We start from the raw sequence: 16,299 nt of genomic DNA on the forward strand, positions 1-16,299 counted from the left end.
GAAATGGCACACCTGGACGCGATCAGAGATGCGCGTTCGATGGAGAATCCGTCAATGGACCTCACCGACCACAGCCTCCCGAACCTGTTTCGTCAGCTTGGGTTGCCAAGCACTCAGCCCGAGATTGATTCATTCATCTCAAGGCATCGGCCCTTGCGCGGCGAGATCGAGTTGGCGGACGCTCCGTTCTGGACGCCTGGGCAAGCGCAGTTCCTGCGGGAAGAGATCGGCGAGGACGCCGATTGGGCCGAGATGGTGGATCAGCTGAACGCGTTGCTGCGCGCGTAGCCGTTCGGCCCGTCGAACGCCGCGGGCGCAGCGGAGAGCGGCACGACACCGTGGGCGGACGGGGGATGCCACAGCTGCCACCATATGCAATGATGCTGCGCCGGCGCAGGTTTTGTTCCGGCCCCATCACCAGGAGAGACGCTATGGCAACAGAGATCAATCCGTTTGGCGATATGAAGAAAATGCTCGAGCAGTTGAAGATGCCGGGCGTCGACATGACGGCCATCGTCGAGGCGCGACGCAAGGATGTGGAAGCATTGGTTGAGGCCAACAAGGCCGCTTATGAATCCATGCAGGCCATGGTCCGCAAGCAAAGCGAAATGATGGCCGAGGCGATGCAAGTCATGCAGGAAGTTGCCAAGGGCGCTACCAGCGGGGGCATAGACCCGGCAAAGCAAACTGAAGTGGTTCGCAGCGCATTCGAAAAGACGATCGCCGATATGAAAGAACTCGCCGAGATGGCGCGCCGCTCTCAGTCCGATGCGATGGCCCATATCACGCAGCGTGCCGCCGAGCACGTGGACGAGATCAAGAAAATGATGCAGCCCAAGTAGCGACAAGAACCCATGTATTGTCTGTGACCCGTGAAATTCGCGATGAAGTCGATCGGGTTCCGGGTACGGATAGGGCCGAAGGGGCTCGGGGTGCGCATTTGCGCGGCACCATGGCGTCCCGCTAGAATGGCTACGCGATACAACGCGTCTGACCCAAACTCATCGCCCGATTTCACCGTGTCCAAGCACTGGTCCATGCCGATTATTCCGACCTCCGCTGCCAACGAGCACCGGGGGCGAATTACGTTGGGCGGTTAGCCCCACTTTCGACCTCGACCTCCCAAGGCAGCGACTCACCCTCGCTGCCTTTTTGCTTTTCTGGACCCGAAATCATGTACAGCCTCAATCTTTTCAAGTCGTCGTTCGAGCTCGCGCAAGTGCACTCGGACAAATCCTCCTATCTCGCCCTGTGGGGCGCGCCCGCCACCGTCGATGCGCTACATCGCAGCCCCGGGGAGCGGCCGACCTTCCTCTTGCACGACGGGCCGCCCTATGCCAACGGTGCCCTGCACCTTGGTCACTTCGTCAACAAGACACTCAAGGATGCCCTGGTGAAGTTCAAGCGCCTGGATGGCTACTTCGCGCCCTATGTGCCGGGCTTCGACTGCCACGGGCTCCCCGTGGAGCTCGAAGTGGAGAAGCTCGGGCACTCCAAAGCCGACACGCGCGACTTTGTCGAGTCGTGCCGAGCCTACGCCGAGGGCCAGGTGGCCAGCCAGACGGCCGAGTTCCGCACCTTCGGCGTCGCAGCCGATTGGGAGCAGCCGTACCTCACGCTCGACCCCGAATTCGAAGCCGGCGCGTCGCGCCTCTTCAGCGCGCTGCCGTCGGTGGTGAAGCGTCTGCGTCCGGTGCACTGGTGCCCGGACTGCGCATCGTCATTGGCCGAAGCGGAGGTCGAGTACAAGGAGCGGACATCAGACAGCGTGGTGGTCCTCTTCGCCCTGGAGGGACGGGAAAACACGTTCTTGCAGGTGTGGACCACCACGCCCTACACTCTGCCTGCCAACAAGGCGGTCGCATTCAATCCCGCCCTCGACTACGCAGCGGTCGAGGAGGGCGGCAGGACCCTTGTCCGAGCACAGCCGCCAGGTGAAGCAATGACGGGCGTGGCTGTCGACCTGCACGGCCTTCACGCGCGCAGCCCTTACACGGGCGACCTCGTGCCCCTGCTGGCGGCGGACTATGTGACGTCGAGCGGAACCGGCCTGGTGCACTTGGCGCCAGCCTTTGGGATGGACGACTTCCGAGTCGGAGAAGCTCACGGGCTGGGCGTTGAGCACTACGTCGACGAGGGTGGCCGCTTCCTGCACGGCGACATGGCGGGCATGACTTTGCGCGAAGGGTCGGACCACGTGCTCGAGCGTGTGGGCGATCTGGTGCACTCCCGCACGAGCCTCCAGCACGAGTACCCGCACTGCTGGCGGCACAAGCGGCCCGTCTTCTTCAAGGCCTCAGAGGAATGGGTTCTTGAACTGGCGGAAGTGGGGCCACGCGCCCTCGCGGCGTTGAAGGAGGTGCAGTTCGTACCGGAGACGGCGCGCGAGCGGCTTGGGAACATGCTGCGGTCGCGGACGTCCTGGTGCTTGTCGCGCAATCGCCTGTGGGGCACGCCCCTTGCAGACACGGGCAACGCCGCGGACGCCGCGCTGCTCGCGCGGGTCGCGGAGGAGGGCGTCGAGGCATGGCAGGCGGACGGGCCACGCCGCACCCTCGATGTCTGGTTCGACAGTGGCGTGACTCACGAGCTCGTGATGCGCAAACGTTTTGGCAGGACGGCGGACGTCTACTTGGAGGGCTCTGACCAGCACCGTGGCTGGTTCCAGTCGTCCTTGCTCACAGCGGTGGCCGCAGGTGGGCCGGCGCCTTACAAGGCGCTGCTCACCCATAGCTTTGTCGTGGATGAGCACGGCCGCAAGTATTCGAAGTCGAGCAAGAACTATCAGCCGATGGACGAGATGTTCAAGCGATACAGCCCTGACGTGCTCAGGCTCTGGACCCTGCAGCAAGACTTCACCAAGGAGCTGAAGCTATCGTCGCAGTCGCTCGAACGTACCGTGGAGCGCTATCGCAAGCTGCGCAACACGCTGCGGTTCTGCCTGCAGAACCTGGTCGACTTCGACTTCAAAGCGCCCGCCGAGCTCACGCACTCGATGCATCGGCTGCAGCTTGTCAAACTCCAAGAGCTCGTGGCCACGGTGCAGGCCGCCGCGGGACGCTACGACTTCGCAGGTGCAACGGCTGCCCTGATGCAGTACGCCGACGCGGTCTCAAGCGACTACTTCACGGCCGTCAAGGATGCGCTCTACTGTGACGCCGCGAACTCTGCCCGCCGGCGTGAAGCGCAGTTTGTGCTCGGCCGGGTGCTGGACACGCTCATGCGGCTGTTGGTGCCGGTGCTGCCATTCACGGCTGAAGAGGTCTTCCAGTTGGTCCGCAAGCCCATGGGCTGTGCCGAGGCCTCGGCCTTGCTTCTGACGCTCGAGGGACTGCAAATGCCGAAGGTGGAGCGAGCTGTCGAGTTGCGGGCGGCCTACGAACAGCTGAGCGGTCTCAAGCACCGGGTCCACCAACATGTGGAGGCGGGCCTGGCCAACGGTTTGAAGAGCGCCGCCCAGCTTGAGCTGGAGGTCACACTGCCTTGCTCAGAGGAGCTCTTCCTGGTGATGCCGGACGAGATGAGGGATTTTTTCGGTGTCGCACGCGTCGGGGTGGCTGCGGGCGCGTCGGTCGGGGTCCGTGTTCGCCGAACGAGCCGCGGTCTCTGCCCGCGATGCCGTCGACATGACCGGTTGTCGCTCTTGTCGGCACTGTGCCATCGGTGCGAGGAGGTTGAGCAGGAGCTCAAGGTTACTGCCGTCGAGCAAGGGGACTGAACGCTCGACCGTCTCAACCAGCCGTGTACCTGGGCTGCTTTTGAGCGAGTCGCCGCCAGGAATTAACCCGTGCACTTCTCTGCGCACACCAGCATGTTCTTGCCGAGAAATCGCTTGGAGACCAGAAGGTTACGCAGCTTGAACTTGCCGCAGCGGAAGCACGACATCATGGATTCGGCGCGGGGGGTGTCGATGATGGTCCCGACGGTCTTCTTGACATAGCGGAAGCCGTCGTTGGAAAGCTTGTTCGTGGTCACGGAGGTCGTCATCACCAACTATTTTATCCGGGTCGTTCCAGAGCACCGACTGAGGCCTGCGACCCGCCCGGACTGTGCCGCCACCGAAACTCCAGGTTGGGTTGCGCACTACATCGGCCAGGTGATCGGTAAGTTGCAGCGCTTGCGCGAGCAACTCTTGCCAGACTCCCGGGCGCGTGAAGTCTGGGGCACTCACGACCAGATTCCTCGTGTGCAACCCAGGGCAGCCGCCAACTGGCGCATTTTTTGCCACGTCGACCGGGGGCGCACACCGTCTTCTCGCTCGAGTTGCCTCGTGATGTCCGAAAGCACGCCCACCGGGGCCTCGTCCAGGAGCACCCTCAACTGCGGAATGTAATTCGGAGCAACAACCCCATGCAGGATGGCCAATCGAAGCGTTTCTGGCGGGATTGGATCGGTGTAGCTGACCCTTTCCCGACAACTCGCTTCTGGGAGGAGGCCATTTGGGCTGCTGAATGGGCCGCGCGAGTGGGGCGAACGTTAGCCTTGCGCTGGTCGACTGGGTGGAGAAGGGCGTGGCGCCTGACGACATCGTCATCAGCTCCAGAGACAACAGCGTGAGCTACCCGATCTGCGTTTACCCGAAGAAGACGACTTGGGGGGATGGTTCGGCTAAGATGGCGGCCAACTACACATGCCAGTGACGGGCGGGCTCGGAATCCGGTGCGGCGCAGTGAGCGCGATGTGCAACTCCTGCCGGACGGCGTCAGCGTCACCTCCTGGCTGCTGCAGTACAGCAGCTTGCCGCCCATGTCTTCCTCGAGATTCTTGATGCGGATGCTGTCCCTTTGTCGGGCTGGCGATGGCGGCGCGCAGTGCCTTCACGAACACGCCTGTCGCGCGATCGGTTTCCGCAAGGCCAACTTCGCCGCGATGATCGCTGTCAGCGCGCACCATCCCTGGCTTGCGCCGGCTCGCCGGCAATCACAAGTAGCACCTCGGCATCGTCCTTGCTAACTGACGTGATCTTGTGAGGAACCGCCGCATTGAAGTGCGCGCAATCACCCGCCTTCAGCGTCTCCGAACGATCGGCAAGTTGCAGGCTGATGCTCCCGCTCAGGACATACAGGATCTCCTCCCCCTCGTGATGGCTCATGGGGTGACCGCGGCTGCGCTCCTTGCGGGGCCGAAGCGCCCACGTAGGCGATGAAGGTCAGAAAGAAGATGACCTGCGGCATGAGATCGCCGGTGGACACCTGCCGGGCTCGCGCGTCCTGCACGTCCTTCAAGACGGCGTCCTCGCCAGCCTCGTTGATCTTGAGCACGTCGATGTCGAGCTCGCGCACCTGAACACGCCCAGGCCCTTGAAGCCTCCCCCTGATGCCTGCGCTGCCCTCCCCAGGAGACACCAAGGTCACCCCCGGGTGCCCGTGGCGCCCTCCAGGGCGCGAGATTTCATGGCAACGCGGAGCGATAGTAACGCTTGACGTTAATAACGTTTGACGTTACTATTTGCCCATGATTCAGAGCTTCAGCTGCGACGAGACACGCCGACTGTTCGAGGGCTCACGAGTCGCCCGCTGGGCCAACATCGCTACGGGAGCGATGCGCAAGCTGGCGATGCTGCACGCGGCCGTGGTCCTCGGCGATCTGAAGGTGCCGCCCGGCAATCGGCTCGAAGCCCTGGCAGGGGACCGCAAAGGCCAGCACAGCATCCGCATCAACGACCAATGGCGCTTGTGCTTCAAATGGACCGCAGGCGGCCCGTCCGACGTGGAGATCGTCGACTATCACTGACCACCGTTTCCTGACCTTGAAAGGCAGATTTTTATGACCCGCCAAGTACCGTACCCGCACCCCGGCGAGATCCTCGTCGAGGACTTTCTGAAGCCCCTGGGCATCACGCCCTATCGCCTGGCGAAGGCTATCCATGTGCCGCAGACCCGTATCGCCGCAATCATTTCCGGCGAACGCGCTGTGACTGCAGATACCGCCCTGCGCCTCGCTCGCTACTTCAGCATGAGCGATTGTTTCTGGACGAACCTGCAGACCGCCTACGACACGGCCATGGCGAAGGATGAATTGGCCGAAGAGCTCGCAACCATTGAGCAGCTTGAGGCTGCATGAGCCATGGCTAAGACCGTCAACGGAAGGTAGCTGCGATCAGATCTTGCAGGATTGAACTTCAGCGCTCGGACAGGTCGATATGGGCGCGCACGAGTGCTTTGTCCTGCGAGACCCAACCCGCGCCGTCCGCATAGGAAATCATTGCATCGAAGCTGCTTTTCCAGGCGGTCTCGTCGGGTCCGAGGGCCTTCAACGCCGTGATCGACAGCCAGGCGCGCGTGCCTTCCATGCGTCCCAGGCTTCCCAGTGCAGCGTCGAGGCCTTCGGTGTTCAACCCCGCTTGCAATCGAACGGCGAGCGCTTTGAAACTGTTCACTTCGAGCAACGCCGGGCTGTTCGATGCGCTCAACGGGACAATCATTTCAGCTCGTCCAGGAATCTGAGGATCATGCTGTTGACGGCCTCTGGCGCCTCCTGCTGAATCCAGTGCCCGACGCCGGGGAGCACGGTTGCGCCGCGTGGGTCGGTGCATCGAGGAATCGGATCGGTGTAGCGATCCAATCCTGGAACCAGATAGCGGGCTGGATCGCGCTCACCGCCGATCCACAAGGTCGGCTGTTCGATTCGACACGCTGCGTACTGCCGCATCTGCTCCACGTCCAGGTCCAGGGCACGATAGCGGTTGGGGTGGCACCGTATCGGAACGCTTCATCTGCGTGCAGGGGTGCCAGATTGCGGCAGTGCTGCGCTGCGCGAGGTCCGGAGGCGGCGTTGGAGTCTGGGAAATATTCGTTGGCGAGCTTCAGGTTGCAGAGTCCTTGCGCGATCGCCCGCAAGAATGAACCATTCCAGAAATGGAGATCCCGCTGTTGTCTATGTCAGCCACCGCTTTCTCCGGCGGTAGTGCTTCACGGCGTGGTAGTCCTTCTGCTGACCTTGTGCGCCCCCAAGATAGAACTCCTGCACGTCGGGATTGCTGCTCAAGGAATCGGCACTGCCGGTCATGACGACCCGTCCATTCTCGATCAGGTAGGCGCGCTGCGCGATGCCGAGCGCCGCAACGGCGTTCTGCTCCACCAGCAGCACCGACAGCCCCGCGTCGGCGTTGATGCGTTGCACGATGTCGAAGATCTCGTCGACCAGCAGCGGCGCCAGGCCGAGGCTGGGTTCGTCGAGCATCAGCAGGCGCGGTTCGGTCATCAGGGCGCGGCCGATGGCCAGCATCTGCTGTTCGCCGCCGGAGAGGTAGCCCGCCGGCGATCCTGCCCTCTGCGCCAAGCGCGGGAACCAGGCCATCACCTTGTCCATCAATTCGCGGACATGGCCGCGGTCGCGGTGCATCGACGATGCGGCGAGCAGGTTCTCAGCTGGCGTCAGGTGCTCGAAGACGCGCCGGCCTTCGAGCACGTGGGCGATGCCCCGGCGCACGCGCTCGGGCGCGCCGAGGCCCAGCAGGTCAGCGCCATCGAAGGTGATGCCACCTCCGCTCACCTTGCCGCGCTCGGCGCTCAGCAGGCCGCTGATCGCCTTGAGCACGGTGCTCTTGCCGGCTCCGTTCGCGCCGAGCAGCGCAACCAGCCCGCGCGCCTCGATGTCGATAGAGACGCCCTTGACGGCCAGCGACACGTTGTCGTAGACGACCTCGACGTTGTTGAGCGCCAGGAGGGGCATCTCAGGTTCCCGTCTTCTTGAACTCTTCCGACGAGGCGCGGATCAGTTGCCAGACCACGTCCTGGTCGCTCGCGAGCCAGTCGCTCTTGGGCACCCAGCGGCTGCCGTCCCATTGGGCGACGCGGCCCATGCCGCCGCCCTGGTGATCGGTCTTGCTCGTCGTCAGCGGCGGAATCAGTCCGTCGGCGGTGAAGTTCTTGATGCTGCGCAGCCCTTCGTTAAGGGCTTCCGCGGTGACCGCCCCGCCCTTGGTCACTTCGAGCGCCCGGCGAACGCCTTCGACCATGACCGCGGCGGCCATCACGCCGATGTTGTAGTAGGTGGTACCGACCATCTCGCGCGAGCCCGCACCCTTGCCCTTGCCGACGACGTCGCGAAGGATGTCCTGGATCACCTTGGGTTCGCTGCCTGCGGCTGCGCCTTCGAACTTGAGGACGCCCTTGACTTGATCGGGGCCGACCACCTTCATGTCCGACTCCGACAGCCACACGACGGAGGCGATGCGATCGGGCGCGATGCCATTGCGCAAGGCCTCCTTGAGCGACACCGTCTGGCCGACGCCGCCGCCCCAGATCAAGGTCCAGTCCGGCCGCGCGCGCCGCAGCTGCGTCCATACGGCCGACTGCTCGTTGCCGGGCGGCGCATAAGGGAAGGGCAGCAGTTCGAAGCCGCGGCGCTTGGCCAGGGCCTGCAGCAGGGGCAGAGGTTCCCGGCCGTAGGGCGTGTCGATGTGGACGAACGCGATCTTCTTGCCCTTGAGATCCTTGTCCTGGCGCGCCATGTACTCGATCAGGATCGAGGCCTGCGACCAGTAGCTGGCCGACAGCGGCAGCACGTATGGGAAGACGGTGCCGTCGGCGGCGTCGCTGCGCCCCGAGAAAGTGGTCACCAAGTTGATCTTGTCCTGCAGCGCGCGCGAGACGAGCGCCCGGCTCACCGGCGTGGACAGCGGATCGACCAGCATGACGCCGTTGCGCTTGAAGCGCTCGTAGGCCTCGATGCCGCGCTGCGGCGCGTTGCCCGTGTCGACGATGTCGGCCGCGATCTTCCATCCACTGACACCGCCGCGCTCGTTGACCAGCGAGAAGTAGTCGCGCTGGCCCTGGCTGTATTCGGCGGTCACGAAGGTGTAGACGACCGTGAAGTCCTGTGCCATGCCGAACTTGATGATCTTTTCCTGCGCCTGGGCGCGCGTGTGCGGCAGGGCGCCGATGAGTGCGGTCGCCGCGCCGGCCGCGACGAACTGTCGTCTGTCAACCGTCATGATGTCTGTCTCCTTTGTTCGCCCGGTCAGAGTTGCCAGGGCACCCGTCCCGGGGCGCCCGAACCGTCCAGGCGGGCGCCCTGGCGACGGTTGGCTACTGGTTTGTCGAAAGGCTCGTGCGTCACGCCTGCTCACTGGCGCCGCGTGTGTCGGAAAGGCCAGACCAGCAGGCTCTTGCGCACGTTGTCGTAGATCTTGGCCAGCCCGAGCGGCTCGAAGAGCAGGAAGCCGACGATCAGTGCGCCGTAGAGGATCAGCGGCGCATGGGTCAGCAGGTCGCTGCCGATCGCGCCGCCGTACTGCCGCGACAGCGCCGCCAGCGCGTTGTTGAGCAGGGGCGGCGCGAGCAGGATCAGCGCCGCGCCGAAGTAGCAGCCCAGCACGCTGCCCAGGCCGCCGACGATGACGGTGGCGAGCAGCTGGATCGACAGCTCGATGTGGAACTGCTCGGGCGACACCGCCTTGTAGTAGCAAAAGGCGTACAGCGCGCCGACGATGCCGCCGATGAAGGAGCTGACCCAGAAGGCCAGCAGCTTGTAGCGGAAGGCGCTCACGCCGAGGATCTCCGCCGCGTAGTCCTTCTCGCGGATCGCCGCCAGCGCGCGGCCGAAGCTGGTGCGCCGGATGTTGAGCATCCAGACCGTCAGCAGCGCGCAGACGCCCAGCGCGACGAAGTACATCCCGGCGTCGGACGTGACCGGCATGCCCAGCAGCCGCAGCACCGGCACCTGCAGCGAGGCCTGCGAGCCGCCGCTGATCGCTGGCACGTGCACGATGACGAAGTCGGTCAGGTACTGCAGCGCCAGCGTGGACACCGCGAGGTACAGGCCCTTGACCCGCAGCGCCGCCGCACCGAACACGGTGCCCACCAGCGCCGCCAGCGTGCCGCCCAGCAGCAGCGCCAGCTCGAAGGGCAGGCCGGCGCGCGTCATGTGCACGGTGCCGTAGGCGCCGATCGCCATCACCGCGCCGTAGCCCAGGTGGACCTGGCCCGCGCCGCCCATCAGCAGGTTCAGGCCCAGTGCCGCGCTGGTCCACAGCAGCAGCGGCGTCAGGTAGGAGTTCAGGTACAGGGCGCTCAACAGCCAGGGCGCCGTGAGGAACAGCGCCGCGATGATGCCGAGCGTCGCTCGGTCGGCCGGCAGCGGCCAGAGCTTGCGCGTCTGCAGGTAGTTGACGTGGCGGATGCCAGCGGCGCGGTAGAACATGGTGTCAGACCCGTTCGATGTGCTCGCTGCCGAACAGGCCGTGCGGCCGCACCAGCACCGTCAGCAGAATGAAGACCGAGGCGACGATGTCGCGTGTGCCGCCGCCCAGGAGCGGGTCCAGCACGCCGGCCGCGACGCTCTCCGCGATGCCAATCACGAGGCCGGCGACCAGCACGCCCGGCACGCTGTCGAGTCCGCCGAGGATCGCGATCGCGAGCGCCTTGAGCAGCAGTAGCGACAGTGTCCAGTCGACGCCCTGCACCGAGCCCCAGAGGATGCCCGCGGCCCCGGCGGACACGCCCGCCAGCCCCCAGGCGACCGCGATCACGTGCTCGACCCGGATGCCGACCGACCAGGCCGCTATCTTGTCGTCCGACACGGCACGCATGCGCACGCCCAGCGGCGAGTTGAAGAAGGCCATCGCGCCAACGATCAGCACCAGGGCGATCAGGCCGCCCGCGAGATAGGCGCGGTTGACCAGGATGTCGCCCAGCAGCACCGGCGCTTGCGGGATGCCCAGATCCAGCCGCTTCACAGAGGAGCCCAGCAACCCAGGAACCAGTCCGCGCAACAGGATCTCGAGACCGAGCGTGAGCATGATGACCATCACCACGGGCTGACCGATCATGCGACGCAGCAGAAGGCGCTCGACCAGCATGCCCGCCAAGAACAGCACCACCAGCGACAGCAGGGCTGCGGCCCAGACCGGCAGCCCGAGTGCCGTCGTGATCAGCAGGCAGGCGTAGCCGCCCGCCATCGCGAAGGCCCCCTGCGCCAGGTTGGCATAGCCCGAGGCCTTGTAGACCAGCACGATGCCCAGCGCCACGAGCGCGTACATCAGGCCCACCAGGGCGCCATTGATCGTGAGTTCCGCATACAGCAGGATGTCCATCAGTCGACCCTCTTGAGTTGCAAGGTGCGGCGCATCGCGCTGGTCTGGCCGCTTTCGTAGGTGATGGCGGTGTCGAAATCGACCGTCTCGGCAGCGCCGTACAGTGCCTCGATCACCACCGCATAGCGCTCCTCGACCGTGCCGCGGCGCAGCTTGCGGGTGCGCGTGATCTCGCCGTCGTCGGCATCGAAGTCCTTGGGCAGGTTGACGAAGCGGCGCAGGGCCAGCTCCGGCTTGAGCACGCGGTTGACGCGCTCGAACACGCCTGCGATCAGCGCCACCACCTCCGGGCGTTGCGAAAGATCCGCATAGGAGGTGTAGGGCAGGGCGCGTTCTTCGGCCCAGTGGCCCACCGCCTCGAAGTCGATGCATACCAGCGCGCCGAGGCGCTCGCGGCCCGCACCGATCACGGCCGCATTGCGGATGTAGGGGCTGAACTTGAGCCGGTTCTCGATGTAGTTCGGAACGAAGCGCTCGCCGCCCGCGGTATGCATGACTTCGCTGACGCGGCCCAGTACGATCAGTTGCCCGTCAGGCTCGAAGTAGCCGGTGTCGCCCGTTGAGAGCCAGCCTTCGTGCAATGCCTCGGCCGTAGCGTCGGGGTTCTCGTAGTAACCGTCGAACACCGACGCCGATCGGACCAGGATCTCGCCGCGCTCGTCGATGCGCACCTCGACGTTGGGCATCGGCCGGCCGACGGTGTGCAGCTTGACATCGCCATCGCCCTGGGCGGCCGTGAGCGCCGCTGTTTCGGTCTGTCCGTAGAACTGGCGCAGGTTGATGCCCAGTGCGCGAAAGGTCAGGAAGGTGTCTTCGCCGAGCGCCTCGCCCCCCGTGTAGGCGCGCCGCGCGCGCGAGAGGCCCAGGATGTCCCGGATCGGCGCGAAGACCAGCCATTCGCCGAGCTGCCGCACGAAGCGTTCGCCAATGTTCGGCGCGTGCCCGTCCAGGCGCCGTCGCTCGACCTCGATGGCGCGGCCCATGAACCACTCGTAAAGAAAGCGCTTGAAGCGCGTCGACTCGGCCATGCCGACCTGCACGCGCGTGAGCATGTGGTCCCAGGCGCGCGGCGCCGCAAGATACATCGTGGGCGCCACCTCGCGCAGATCGTGCAGCACCGTCTCCTGGCGCTCGGGAATGTTGATCGTGAAGGCCAGCACCAGCCCCGCGCCGAGCGTGAAGACGAAGTCGCCGACCCAGGCCATCGGCAGGTAGGCGTAGTGCTCCTCGTGCAGCTGGAAGTAGCCCGCGGCGGCCGCGTTGCGTACTCCGCCGATGATGTTCGCCTGACTCAGCGGAATGCCCTTGGGCATGCCCGTGGTGCCCGAGGAATGAAGCAGCACGGCCGTGTCCCGCGCCGTCGCCTGCATCATCAGTGCGTCGATGAGCGCCGGCTCGCGGCCCAGCCGTGCGCGTCCACGCTCGAGCAGCGCCTCCAGCGAGACAAGCCCCGGCTCGTTGCAAGCCTTGAGACCGCGCGGGTCGTGGTAGACGATGGTGCGCGGCTGGCCGTCGCTGTGCTTGCGCAGCTCCAGCAGCTTGTCGACCTGCTCCTGGTCTTCGACGATGGCCACCTCCGGGTGGCCCAACTGGCTGTAGTGCTTGAGCTCCGACGGCGGCACGTCGGGATAGATGGGGGCGGGGAAGGCGCACAGCGCCATGGTGGCGAGCATCGCCTCGTACAGTCGCAGACGGTTGTCGCCGATCACCATCACCGCGTGGCCGGGCCGCACGCCGGCTTCCTGGAGTCCGGCGGCCAGGGCGATCACGTCGCCGAGGATCGCCGCCCAGTCGTGTTCGACCCAGATGCCGCGATCGCGCTCGCGCACCGCGACGCGCGCTGGATACGCGAGCACGTTGCGCGCCATGGCCGCGATCAGCGATGCGGGTTCGCCTTCGCTGCCGCCTTGCCAGCGTTCGCTGGCGGCAACGAGGCGCGTGCGCAGTTCGGTTGCACGGCCTTCTGCGCCAGACTGCGCCACTTCGTCTGCTGCCCCTGCCCCCTCCTGAAAGCGGAGGCGAGCGCCTTCGCTCGTTCGGGTGACACTCATGCGATCGCCCCCGCGCGCTGCGCTGCTCGATGGCCCAGATAGGCTTCGACCACGGCCGGCGACGAGATCGCCTCGCGGGCCGGTCCCTGCGCGATGGCCTCGCCGTAGCTGAGGACCAGCACCTGGTCGCACAGCGAGGTGACCACGTCCATGTGGTGCTCGATCAGCAGGATGGAAATGCCACGCTCGTCGCGCGCATCGAGGATGTAGCGCGCGAGGTATTCCTTCTCCTCCTGGTTCATGCCGGCCATCGGCTCATCGAGGATCAGGAACTTCGGCTCCGAGGCGAGGGCGCGCGCCAGTTCAACGCTCTTCTGCAGGCCCGGCGGGATCGACTCGATCGGTTCGTCGCGGATGTCCTGCAACTGCATGAAATCGATGATCTCCTCGACGACGCGGCGGTGCGCCGTTTCCTCGCGCGCCGCCCAGACCCAGTAGCACAGCGAGGCCAGCGCGCTCGGGCGCATGTGGACGTGGCGACCGAGCAGGATGTTGTCGAGCACGCTCATGCCGCGAAAGAGTGCGAGGTTCTGGAAGGTGCGCGCCACGGCCTGCTGCGCGATGCGGTAGGGCCGCATGCCGGTGATGTCCTGGCCGAAGAGGTGCACGCGGCCTGCCTGCGGCGGGTAGAAGCCGGTAACGACGTTGATCATGGTCGTCTTGCCGCTGCCGTTCGGGCCCACGAGCCCGAAGATCTCGCCCTGGCGAACGGCGAAGCTCACGCCCTTGAGCGCCTTCAGGCCGCCAAACGAGCGTTCGATGCCCTCGCATTCGAGGACCACAGGGCTCCCGGATTCCGTTGCGCTCACGCTGTCTCCGTTCCAGTATCCGCCGTGTCAGGGCGCGATTGTTTGAGTCGAGCTCGTTTTAGCTTCGAAGACTTTCAACAGCCATCGGCCGGTTTCGGCTCGCGATAATTTGAGTCTAAGTCAAAAACATGAATGAGCCTTAGGTGCAAACACTTAGTTTGCCTGGGAGGATCTCCAATGAGAAAGGCCGCGGGCGATGTCGCCGGCGGCCTTTGAGTGGAATTCAGAAGAGGGTCAGGAAGATTTTCGCTGCGTGGCCTTGGTTGTTGTGACCAGTGCCTCGAGTCGCGCGAGTCGCGACTCCACATCGTCCTTGCGGCGCTCCTGCGCGGGTTGGAGGCCCCGCAGCATGAGATCGGTATAGCGGTCGGCGATGAGGTCCACATTGGCGCGCTGCGTGCCGAATAGCACCGGCCACATCAGGTGCTCCAGCCCGCCGTAGAGCATCGAGCGCACGCATTCGACGTCGACGGAGCCGTCGATCTCGCCTTCCCGGGCCGCATCCTCGAGCGCAAGCCTGACGTACTGCGTGTAGCGCACGTGCAGCGCGTGCAGCCCCGAGCTCGTGTATTCGGGACCGGTACGCACCTCGTGCAGCACCAGCTTGGCGAGGCCGGGCGTTTCGACATAGACGCGCACGTGGCGCCAGATGATGAAGCGCAGGCGCGCCCGCAGGCCCTGGAGCCGCTCGTAGCCCTCGTCGACATCCTTGATCAGCGGCTCATAGAGCTCGCGCAGCACTTCATGGAGCAGGTCGCGCTTGGTCGGGAAGTAACTGAACACCAGGCCTTCAACGATGCCGACGCGGCTCGCGATCTCGCTGACGGCTGTTCCCTGGAAACCTTTTTCCAGGAACACCTCGCGCGCGGCAGCGAGGATTTCGTTGGCGCGGCGCTGGCGCCGCTCCGACAGCGGGGCGAGCGCGCTGTCCGTGGCGCGCTTGTCGGCCTTTTCGCTCTTGCTGCGCGGTCGCTTTGTGCTGATCTTCATGGGGTGCGGGATTGCGCCTGTTGTCTTCGCACGGAGCTTACTATGCGGCGCGGGCCGGGCGTTCATGCCGCGAGCCCCAGCGTCTGCAGTGCCTGCGTGAGATGGGGCTTGTCCACCATCTGCCCGTCGATGCTGAGCGTGCCGGCCTCCGGCTGCGCGGCGAAGGCGTCGACGATGCTGCGCGCATGCGCCAGTTCGGCTTCGGTTGGTGAGTAGGCCGCGTTGATCGTCGCCACCTGGTCGGGATGGATCGCGATGCGCCCGCGGAAGCCGCGTCGACGCGACACCCGGCAGACAGCCTCCAGGCCTGCGACATCGCGGAAGTCGGCGTGCAGCGTATCGATCGCCGGCACGCCAGCGGCGGCCGCGGCGCACAGGCACAGCGAGTTGGCCAGCGTGTACAGCGGCGAATACGCGCCGTCTTCCTCGCGGTTGGAGACCGCGCCGATGGCCGTCGAGAGGTCCTCGGCGCCCCAGGTCAGGCCGGCCAGTCGGGGCAGGGGTGTACTGAATGACTGCATGCCGAGCATCGCCTGCGGCGTCTCGGTTGCGGCCGGCACGATGCGAATGGTGCCCGGCGCGATGCCGGCGCGCGCCTCCAGCGCATCCAAGCAATGGCCGAGGTGGATGATGTCCGCGGCGCTGCGGATCTTGGGCAGCAGGATGCCGGCCAGGCCCCGGGTGACAACCGCTGCCAGGTCATCCATCGCCAGCGCCGTGTCGAGCGGGTTGATGCGCACGAAGAGCCGCGAGGCCAGTGTGGTCGCCTGGGCGCCGACAAAGGAAGCCGCGGCGCCGCGCGCGCGGGACTTGCGCGAATCCGCGACCGAATCCTCGAGGTCGAGGATCAGCACGTCTGCCGCGCTCTCCATTGACTTGGCGAGCTTGCGTTCGCTGTCCGCCGGGACAAACAGCATCGAGCGGAGCTTGAAACCGCTCATCTCGACCTCTTGAGCATCAGTGCCTGCCGCGTGCAGGTGCAGACCTCTTCGTTGCGCTGGTTGAAGCCTTGATGCAGGAAGGTCGCTATACCGGCGTTCGGGCGCGACTTGCTCTCGCGCAGATCCTTCACCGTGGTGCGCGAGCGGATCGTGTCGCCGGCAAATACCGGAAAGGGAAAGCGCGTGTCGGTCATGCCGAGGTTCGCCACCGTCGTGCCCAGCGTCGTCTCCTGCACCGACAGGCCGATCACCAGTCCGAGCGTGAAGATGCTGTTGACCAAGGGGTGGCCGAACTCGGTGCCCTTGCAGTATTCGGCGTCGATGTGGATCGCGGCCGGATTGCAGGTCGCGTTGCTGAACCACATGTTGTCCGCTTCGGTGACGGTGCGGCGTATCTCGTGCGCGAACGCCTGTCCGACGCTGAACTCCTCGAACCAGTGGCCTGCCATCGTCTTGCTCCTTGAAAATGT

The 16,299-nt window shown here is 65.2% G+C and carries 19 protein-coding genes; 6 read left to right on the forward strand and 13 right to left on the reverse strand.

What is annotated here, in order from left to right:
* The first annotated feature begins 54 nt into the window (after positions 1 to 54).
* The 3 genes from ACSQ86_RS32265 to ACSQ86_RS32275 all read left to right on the forward strand — a co-directional run bounded on the left by ACSQ86_RS32265 (position 55) and on the right by ACSQ86_RS32275 (position 3,718).
* Entirely contained in the window at positions 55 to 288 is a 234-nt protein-coding gene (locus tag ACSQ86_RS32265; protein ID WP_093110540.1) for a DUF2789 domain-containing protein, read from the forward strand.
* 143 nt (positions 289 to 431) lie between these two features.
* Positions 432 to 842: a phasin family protein gene (locus ACSQ86_RS32270; RefSeq protein WP_436310488.1), complete on the forward strand. Its 411-nt coding sequence runs from the start codon at positions 432 to 434 to the stop codon at positions 840 to 842.
* Between the two features lie 332 nt (positions 843 to 1,174).
* Positions 1,175 to 3,718, forward strand: a complete 2,544-nt coding sequence (locus ACSQ86_RS32275) for an isoleucine--tRNA ligase (RefSeq protein ID WP_436310489.1) — start codon at positions 1,175 to 1,177, stop codon at positions 3,716 to 3,718.
* Between the two features lie 62 nt (positions 3,719 to 3,780).
* Here the strand turns inward: ACSQ86_RS32275 and ACSQ86_RS32280 are convergent, their stop codons facing one another.
* Positions 3,781 to 3,987 (reverse strand): hypothetical protein, encoded by a 207-nt coding sequence (locus ACSQ86_RS32280; protein WP_436307111.1) that lies wholly within the window; start codon positions 3,985 to 3,987, stop codon positions 3,781 to 3,783.
* 464 nt (positions 3,988 to 4,451) lie between these two features.
* Between ACSQ86_RS32280 and ACSQ86_RS32285 the strand changes: the two genes are divergently transcribed.
* Positions 4,452 to 4,640 carry a tannase/feruloyl esterase family alpha/beta hydrolase gene (locus ACSQ86_RS32285; protein WP_436307110.1) on the forward strand — a complete coding sequence of 63 codons (189 nt, stop codon included), beginning with the start codon at positions 4,452 to 4,454 and terminating at the stop codon, positions 4,638 to 4,640.
* 239 nt (positions 4,641 to 4,879) lie between these two features.
* Here the strand turns inward: ACSQ86_RS32285 and ACSQ86_RS32290 are convergent, their stop codons facing one another.
* Positions 4,880 to 5,092 (reverse strand): cupin domain-containing protein, encoded by a 213-nt coding sequence (locus ACSQ86_RS32290; protein ID WP_436307109.1) that lies wholly within the window; start codon positions 5,090 to 5,092, stop codon positions 4,880 to 4,882.
* 362 nt (positions 5,093 to 5,454) lie between these two features.
* On the opposite strand from ACSQ86_RS32290, the gene ACSQ86_RS32295 reads away from it, so the two are divergent.
* Positions 5,455 to 5,733: a type II toxin-antitoxin system RelE/ParE family toxin gene (locus ACSQ86_RS32295; protein WP_436307108.1), complete on the forward strand. Its 279-nt coding sequence runs from the start codon at positions 5,455 to 5,457 to the stop codon at positions 5,731 to 5,733.
* Between the two features lie 33 nt (positions 5,734 to 5,766).
* Complete coding sequence (locus ACSQ86_RS32300; RefSeq protein ID WP_436307107.1) at positions 5,767 to 6,063, forward strand: HigA family addiction module antitoxin; 297 nt, start codon at positions 5,767 to 5,769, stop codon at positions 6,061 to 6,063.
* Between the two features lie 58 nt (positions 6,064 to 6,121).
* Here the strand turns inward: ACSQ86_RS32300 and ACSQ86_RS32305 are convergent, their stop codons facing one another.
* The 11 genes from ACSQ86_RS32305 to ACSQ86_RS32355 all read right to left on the reverse strand — a co-directional run bounded on the left by ACSQ86_RS32305 (position 6,122) and on the right by ACSQ86_RS32355 (position 16,278).
* On the reverse strand, positions 6,122 to 6,412 hold the full coding sequence (locus tag ACSQ86_RS32305) for a hypothetical protein (RefSeq protein WP_436310490.1): 291 nt from the start codon (positions 6,410 to 6,412) through the stop codon (positions 6,122 to 6,124).
* Positions 6,413 to 6,420: 8 nt separating this feature from the next.
* Positions 6,421 to 6,660: an alpha/beta fold hydrolase gene (locus ACSQ86_RS32310; RefSeq protein ID WP_436307105.1), complete on the reverse strand. Its 240-nt coding sequence runs from the start codon at positions 6,658 to 6,660 to the stop codon at positions 6,421 to 6,423.
* A gap of 216 nt (positions 6,661 to 6,876) precedes the next feature.
* On the reverse strand, positions 6,877 to 7,674 hold the full coding sequence (locus tag ACSQ86_RS32315) for an ABC transporter ATP-binding protein (RefSeq protein ID WP_436307104.1): 798 nt from the start codon (positions 7,672 to 7,674) through the stop codon (positions 6,877 to 6,879).
* A 1-nt stretch (position 7,675) separates the two neighbouring features.
* Positions 7,676 to 8,938, reverse strand: a complete 1,263-nt coding sequence (locus ACSQ86_RS32320) for an ABC transporter substrate-binding protein (RefSeq protein WP_436310491.1) — start codon at positions 8,936 to 8,938, stop codon at positions 7,676 to 7,678.
* 131 nt (positions 8,939 to 9,069) lie between these two features.
* The gene (locus ACSQ86_RS32325; protein ID WP_436307102.1) at positions 9,070 to 10,146 is read right to left on the reverse strand and encodes a branched-chain amino acid ABC transporter permease; all 1,077 of its coding nucleotides are present in this window, start codon (positions 10,144 to 10,146) and stop codon (positions 9,070 to 9,072) included.
* 4 nt (positions 10,147 to 10,150) lie between these two features.
* A complete protein-coding gene (locus ACSQ86_RS32330; RefSeq protein ID WP_436307101.1) occupies positions 10,151 to 11,038 on the reverse strand; it encodes a branched-chain amino acid ABC transporter permease in 888 nt (295 codons plus the stop codon).
* Positions 11,038 to 13,020, reverse strand: a complete 1,983-nt coding sequence (locus tag ACSQ86_RS32335) for an AMP-dependent synthetase/ligase (protein WP_436310492.1) — start codon at positions 13,018 to 13,020, stop codon at positions 11,038 to 11,040. Before ACSQ86_RS32335 ends, ACSQ86_RS32330 begins: the two co-directional genes overlap by 1 nt.
* A gap of 65 nt (positions 13,021 to 13,085) precedes the next feature.
* Positions 13,086 to 13,898, reverse strand: coding sequence for an ABC transporter ATP-binding protein (locus tag ACSQ86_RS32340; RefSeq protein ID WP_436307099.1), 813 nt, complete (start codon positions 13,896 to 13,898; stop codon positions 13,086 to 13,088).
* Between the two features lie 234 nt (positions 13,899 to 14,132).
* Positions 14,133 to 14,888: a TetR/AcrR family transcriptional regulator gene (locus ACSQ86_RS32345; RefSeq protein ID WP_436307098.1), complete on the reverse strand. Its 756-nt coding sequence runs from the start codon at positions 14,886 to 14,888 to the stop codon at positions 14,133 to 14,135.
* Between the two features lie 62 nt (positions 14,889 to 14,950).
* Positions 14,951 to 15,829: an HpcH/HpaI aldolase/citrate lyase family protein gene (locus ACSQ86_RS32350; protein WP_436307097.1), complete on the reverse strand. Its 879-nt coding sequence runs from the start codon at positions 15,827 to 15,829 to the stop codon at positions 14,951 to 14,953.
* A complete protein-coding gene (locus ACSQ86_RS32355) occupies positions 15,826 to 16,278 on the reverse strand; it encodes a MaoC family dehydratase (protein ID WP_436307096.1) in 453 nt (150 codons plus the stop codon). The genes ACSQ86_RS32350 and ACSQ86_RS32355 overlap by 4 nt, the downstream gene beginning before the upstream one ends.
* Positions 16,279 to 16,299: the final 21 nt, after the last annotated feature.

Origin of the sequence: Variovorax sp. LjRoot130 (genome assembly GCF_964253755.1) — a bacterium.
Lineage (GTDB): Bacteria > Pseudomonadota > Gammaproteobacteria > Burkholderiales > Burkholderiaceae_C > Variovorax.

What these genes read in the sequence shown, in the direction of transcription:
- ACSQ86_RS32265 (WP_093110540.1), top strand. Translation starts at nt 55, where the DNA reads ATGGACCTCACCGACCACAGCCTCCCGAACCTGTTTCGTCAGCTTGGG.
- ACSQ86_RS32270 (WP_436310488.1), top strand. Translation starts at nt 432, where the DNA reads ATGGCAACAGAGATCAATCCGTTTGGCGATATGAAGAAAATGCTCGAG.
- ACSQ86_RS32275 (WP_436310489.1), top strand. Translation starts at nt 1,175, where the DNA reads ATGTACAGCCTCAATCTTTTCAAGTCGTCGTTCGAGCTCGCGCAAGTG.
- ACSQ86_RS32280 (WP_436307111.1), bottom strand. Translation starts at nt 3,987, where the DNA reads ATGACGACCTCCGTGACCACGAACAAGCTTTCCAACGACGGCTTCCGC.
- ACSQ86_RS32285 (WP_436307110.1), top strand. Translation starts at nt 4,452, where the DNA reads ATGGGCCGCGCGAGTGGGGCGAACGTTAGCCTTGCGCTGGTCGACTGG.
- ACSQ86_RS32290 (WP_436307109.1), bottom strand. Translation starts at nt 5,092, where the DNA reads ATGAGCCATCACGAGGGGGAGGAGATCCTGTATGTCCTGAGCGGGAGC.
- ACSQ86_RS32295 (WP_436307108.1), top strand. Translation starts at nt 5,455, where the DNA reads ATGATTCAGAGCTTCAGCTGCGACGAGACACGCCGACTGTTCGAGGGC.
- ACSQ86_RS32300 (WP_436307107.1), top strand. Translation starts at nt 5,767, where the DNA reads ATGACCCGCCAAGTACCGTACCCGCACCCCGGCGAGATCCTCGTCGAG.
- ACSQ86_RS32315 (WP_436307104.1), bottom strand. Translation starts at nt 7,674, where the DNA reads ATGCCCCTCCTGGCGCTCAACAACGTCGAGGTCGTCTACGACAACGTG.
- ACSQ86_RS32320 (WP_436310491.1), bottom strand. Translation starts at nt 8,938, where the DNA reads ATGACGGTTGACAGACGACAGTTCGTCGCGGCCGGCGCGGCGACCGCA.
- ACSQ86_RS32325 (WP_436307102.1), bottom strand. Translation starts at nt 10,146, where the DNA reads ATGTTCTACCGCGCCGCTGGCATCCGCCACGTCAACTACCTGCAGACG.
- ACSQ86_RS32330 (WP_436307101.1), bottom strand. Translation starts at nt 11,038, where the DNA reads ATGGACATCCTGCTGTATGCGGAACTCACGATCAATGGCGCCCTGGTG.
- ACSQ86_RS32345 (WP_436307098.1), bottom strand. Translation starts at nt 14,888, where the DNA reads ATGAAGATCAGCACAAAGCGACCGCGCAGCAAGAGCGAAAAGGCCGAC.
- ACSQ86_RS32350 (WP_436307097.1), bottom strand. Translation starts at nt 15,829, where the DNA reads ATGAGCGGTTTCAAGCTCCGCTCGATGCTGTTTGTCCCGGCGGACAGC.
- ACSQ86_RS32355 (WP_436307096.1), bottom strand. Translation starts at nt 16,278, where the DNA reads ATGGCAGGCCACTGGTTCGAGGAGTTCAGCGTCGGACAGGCGTTCGCG.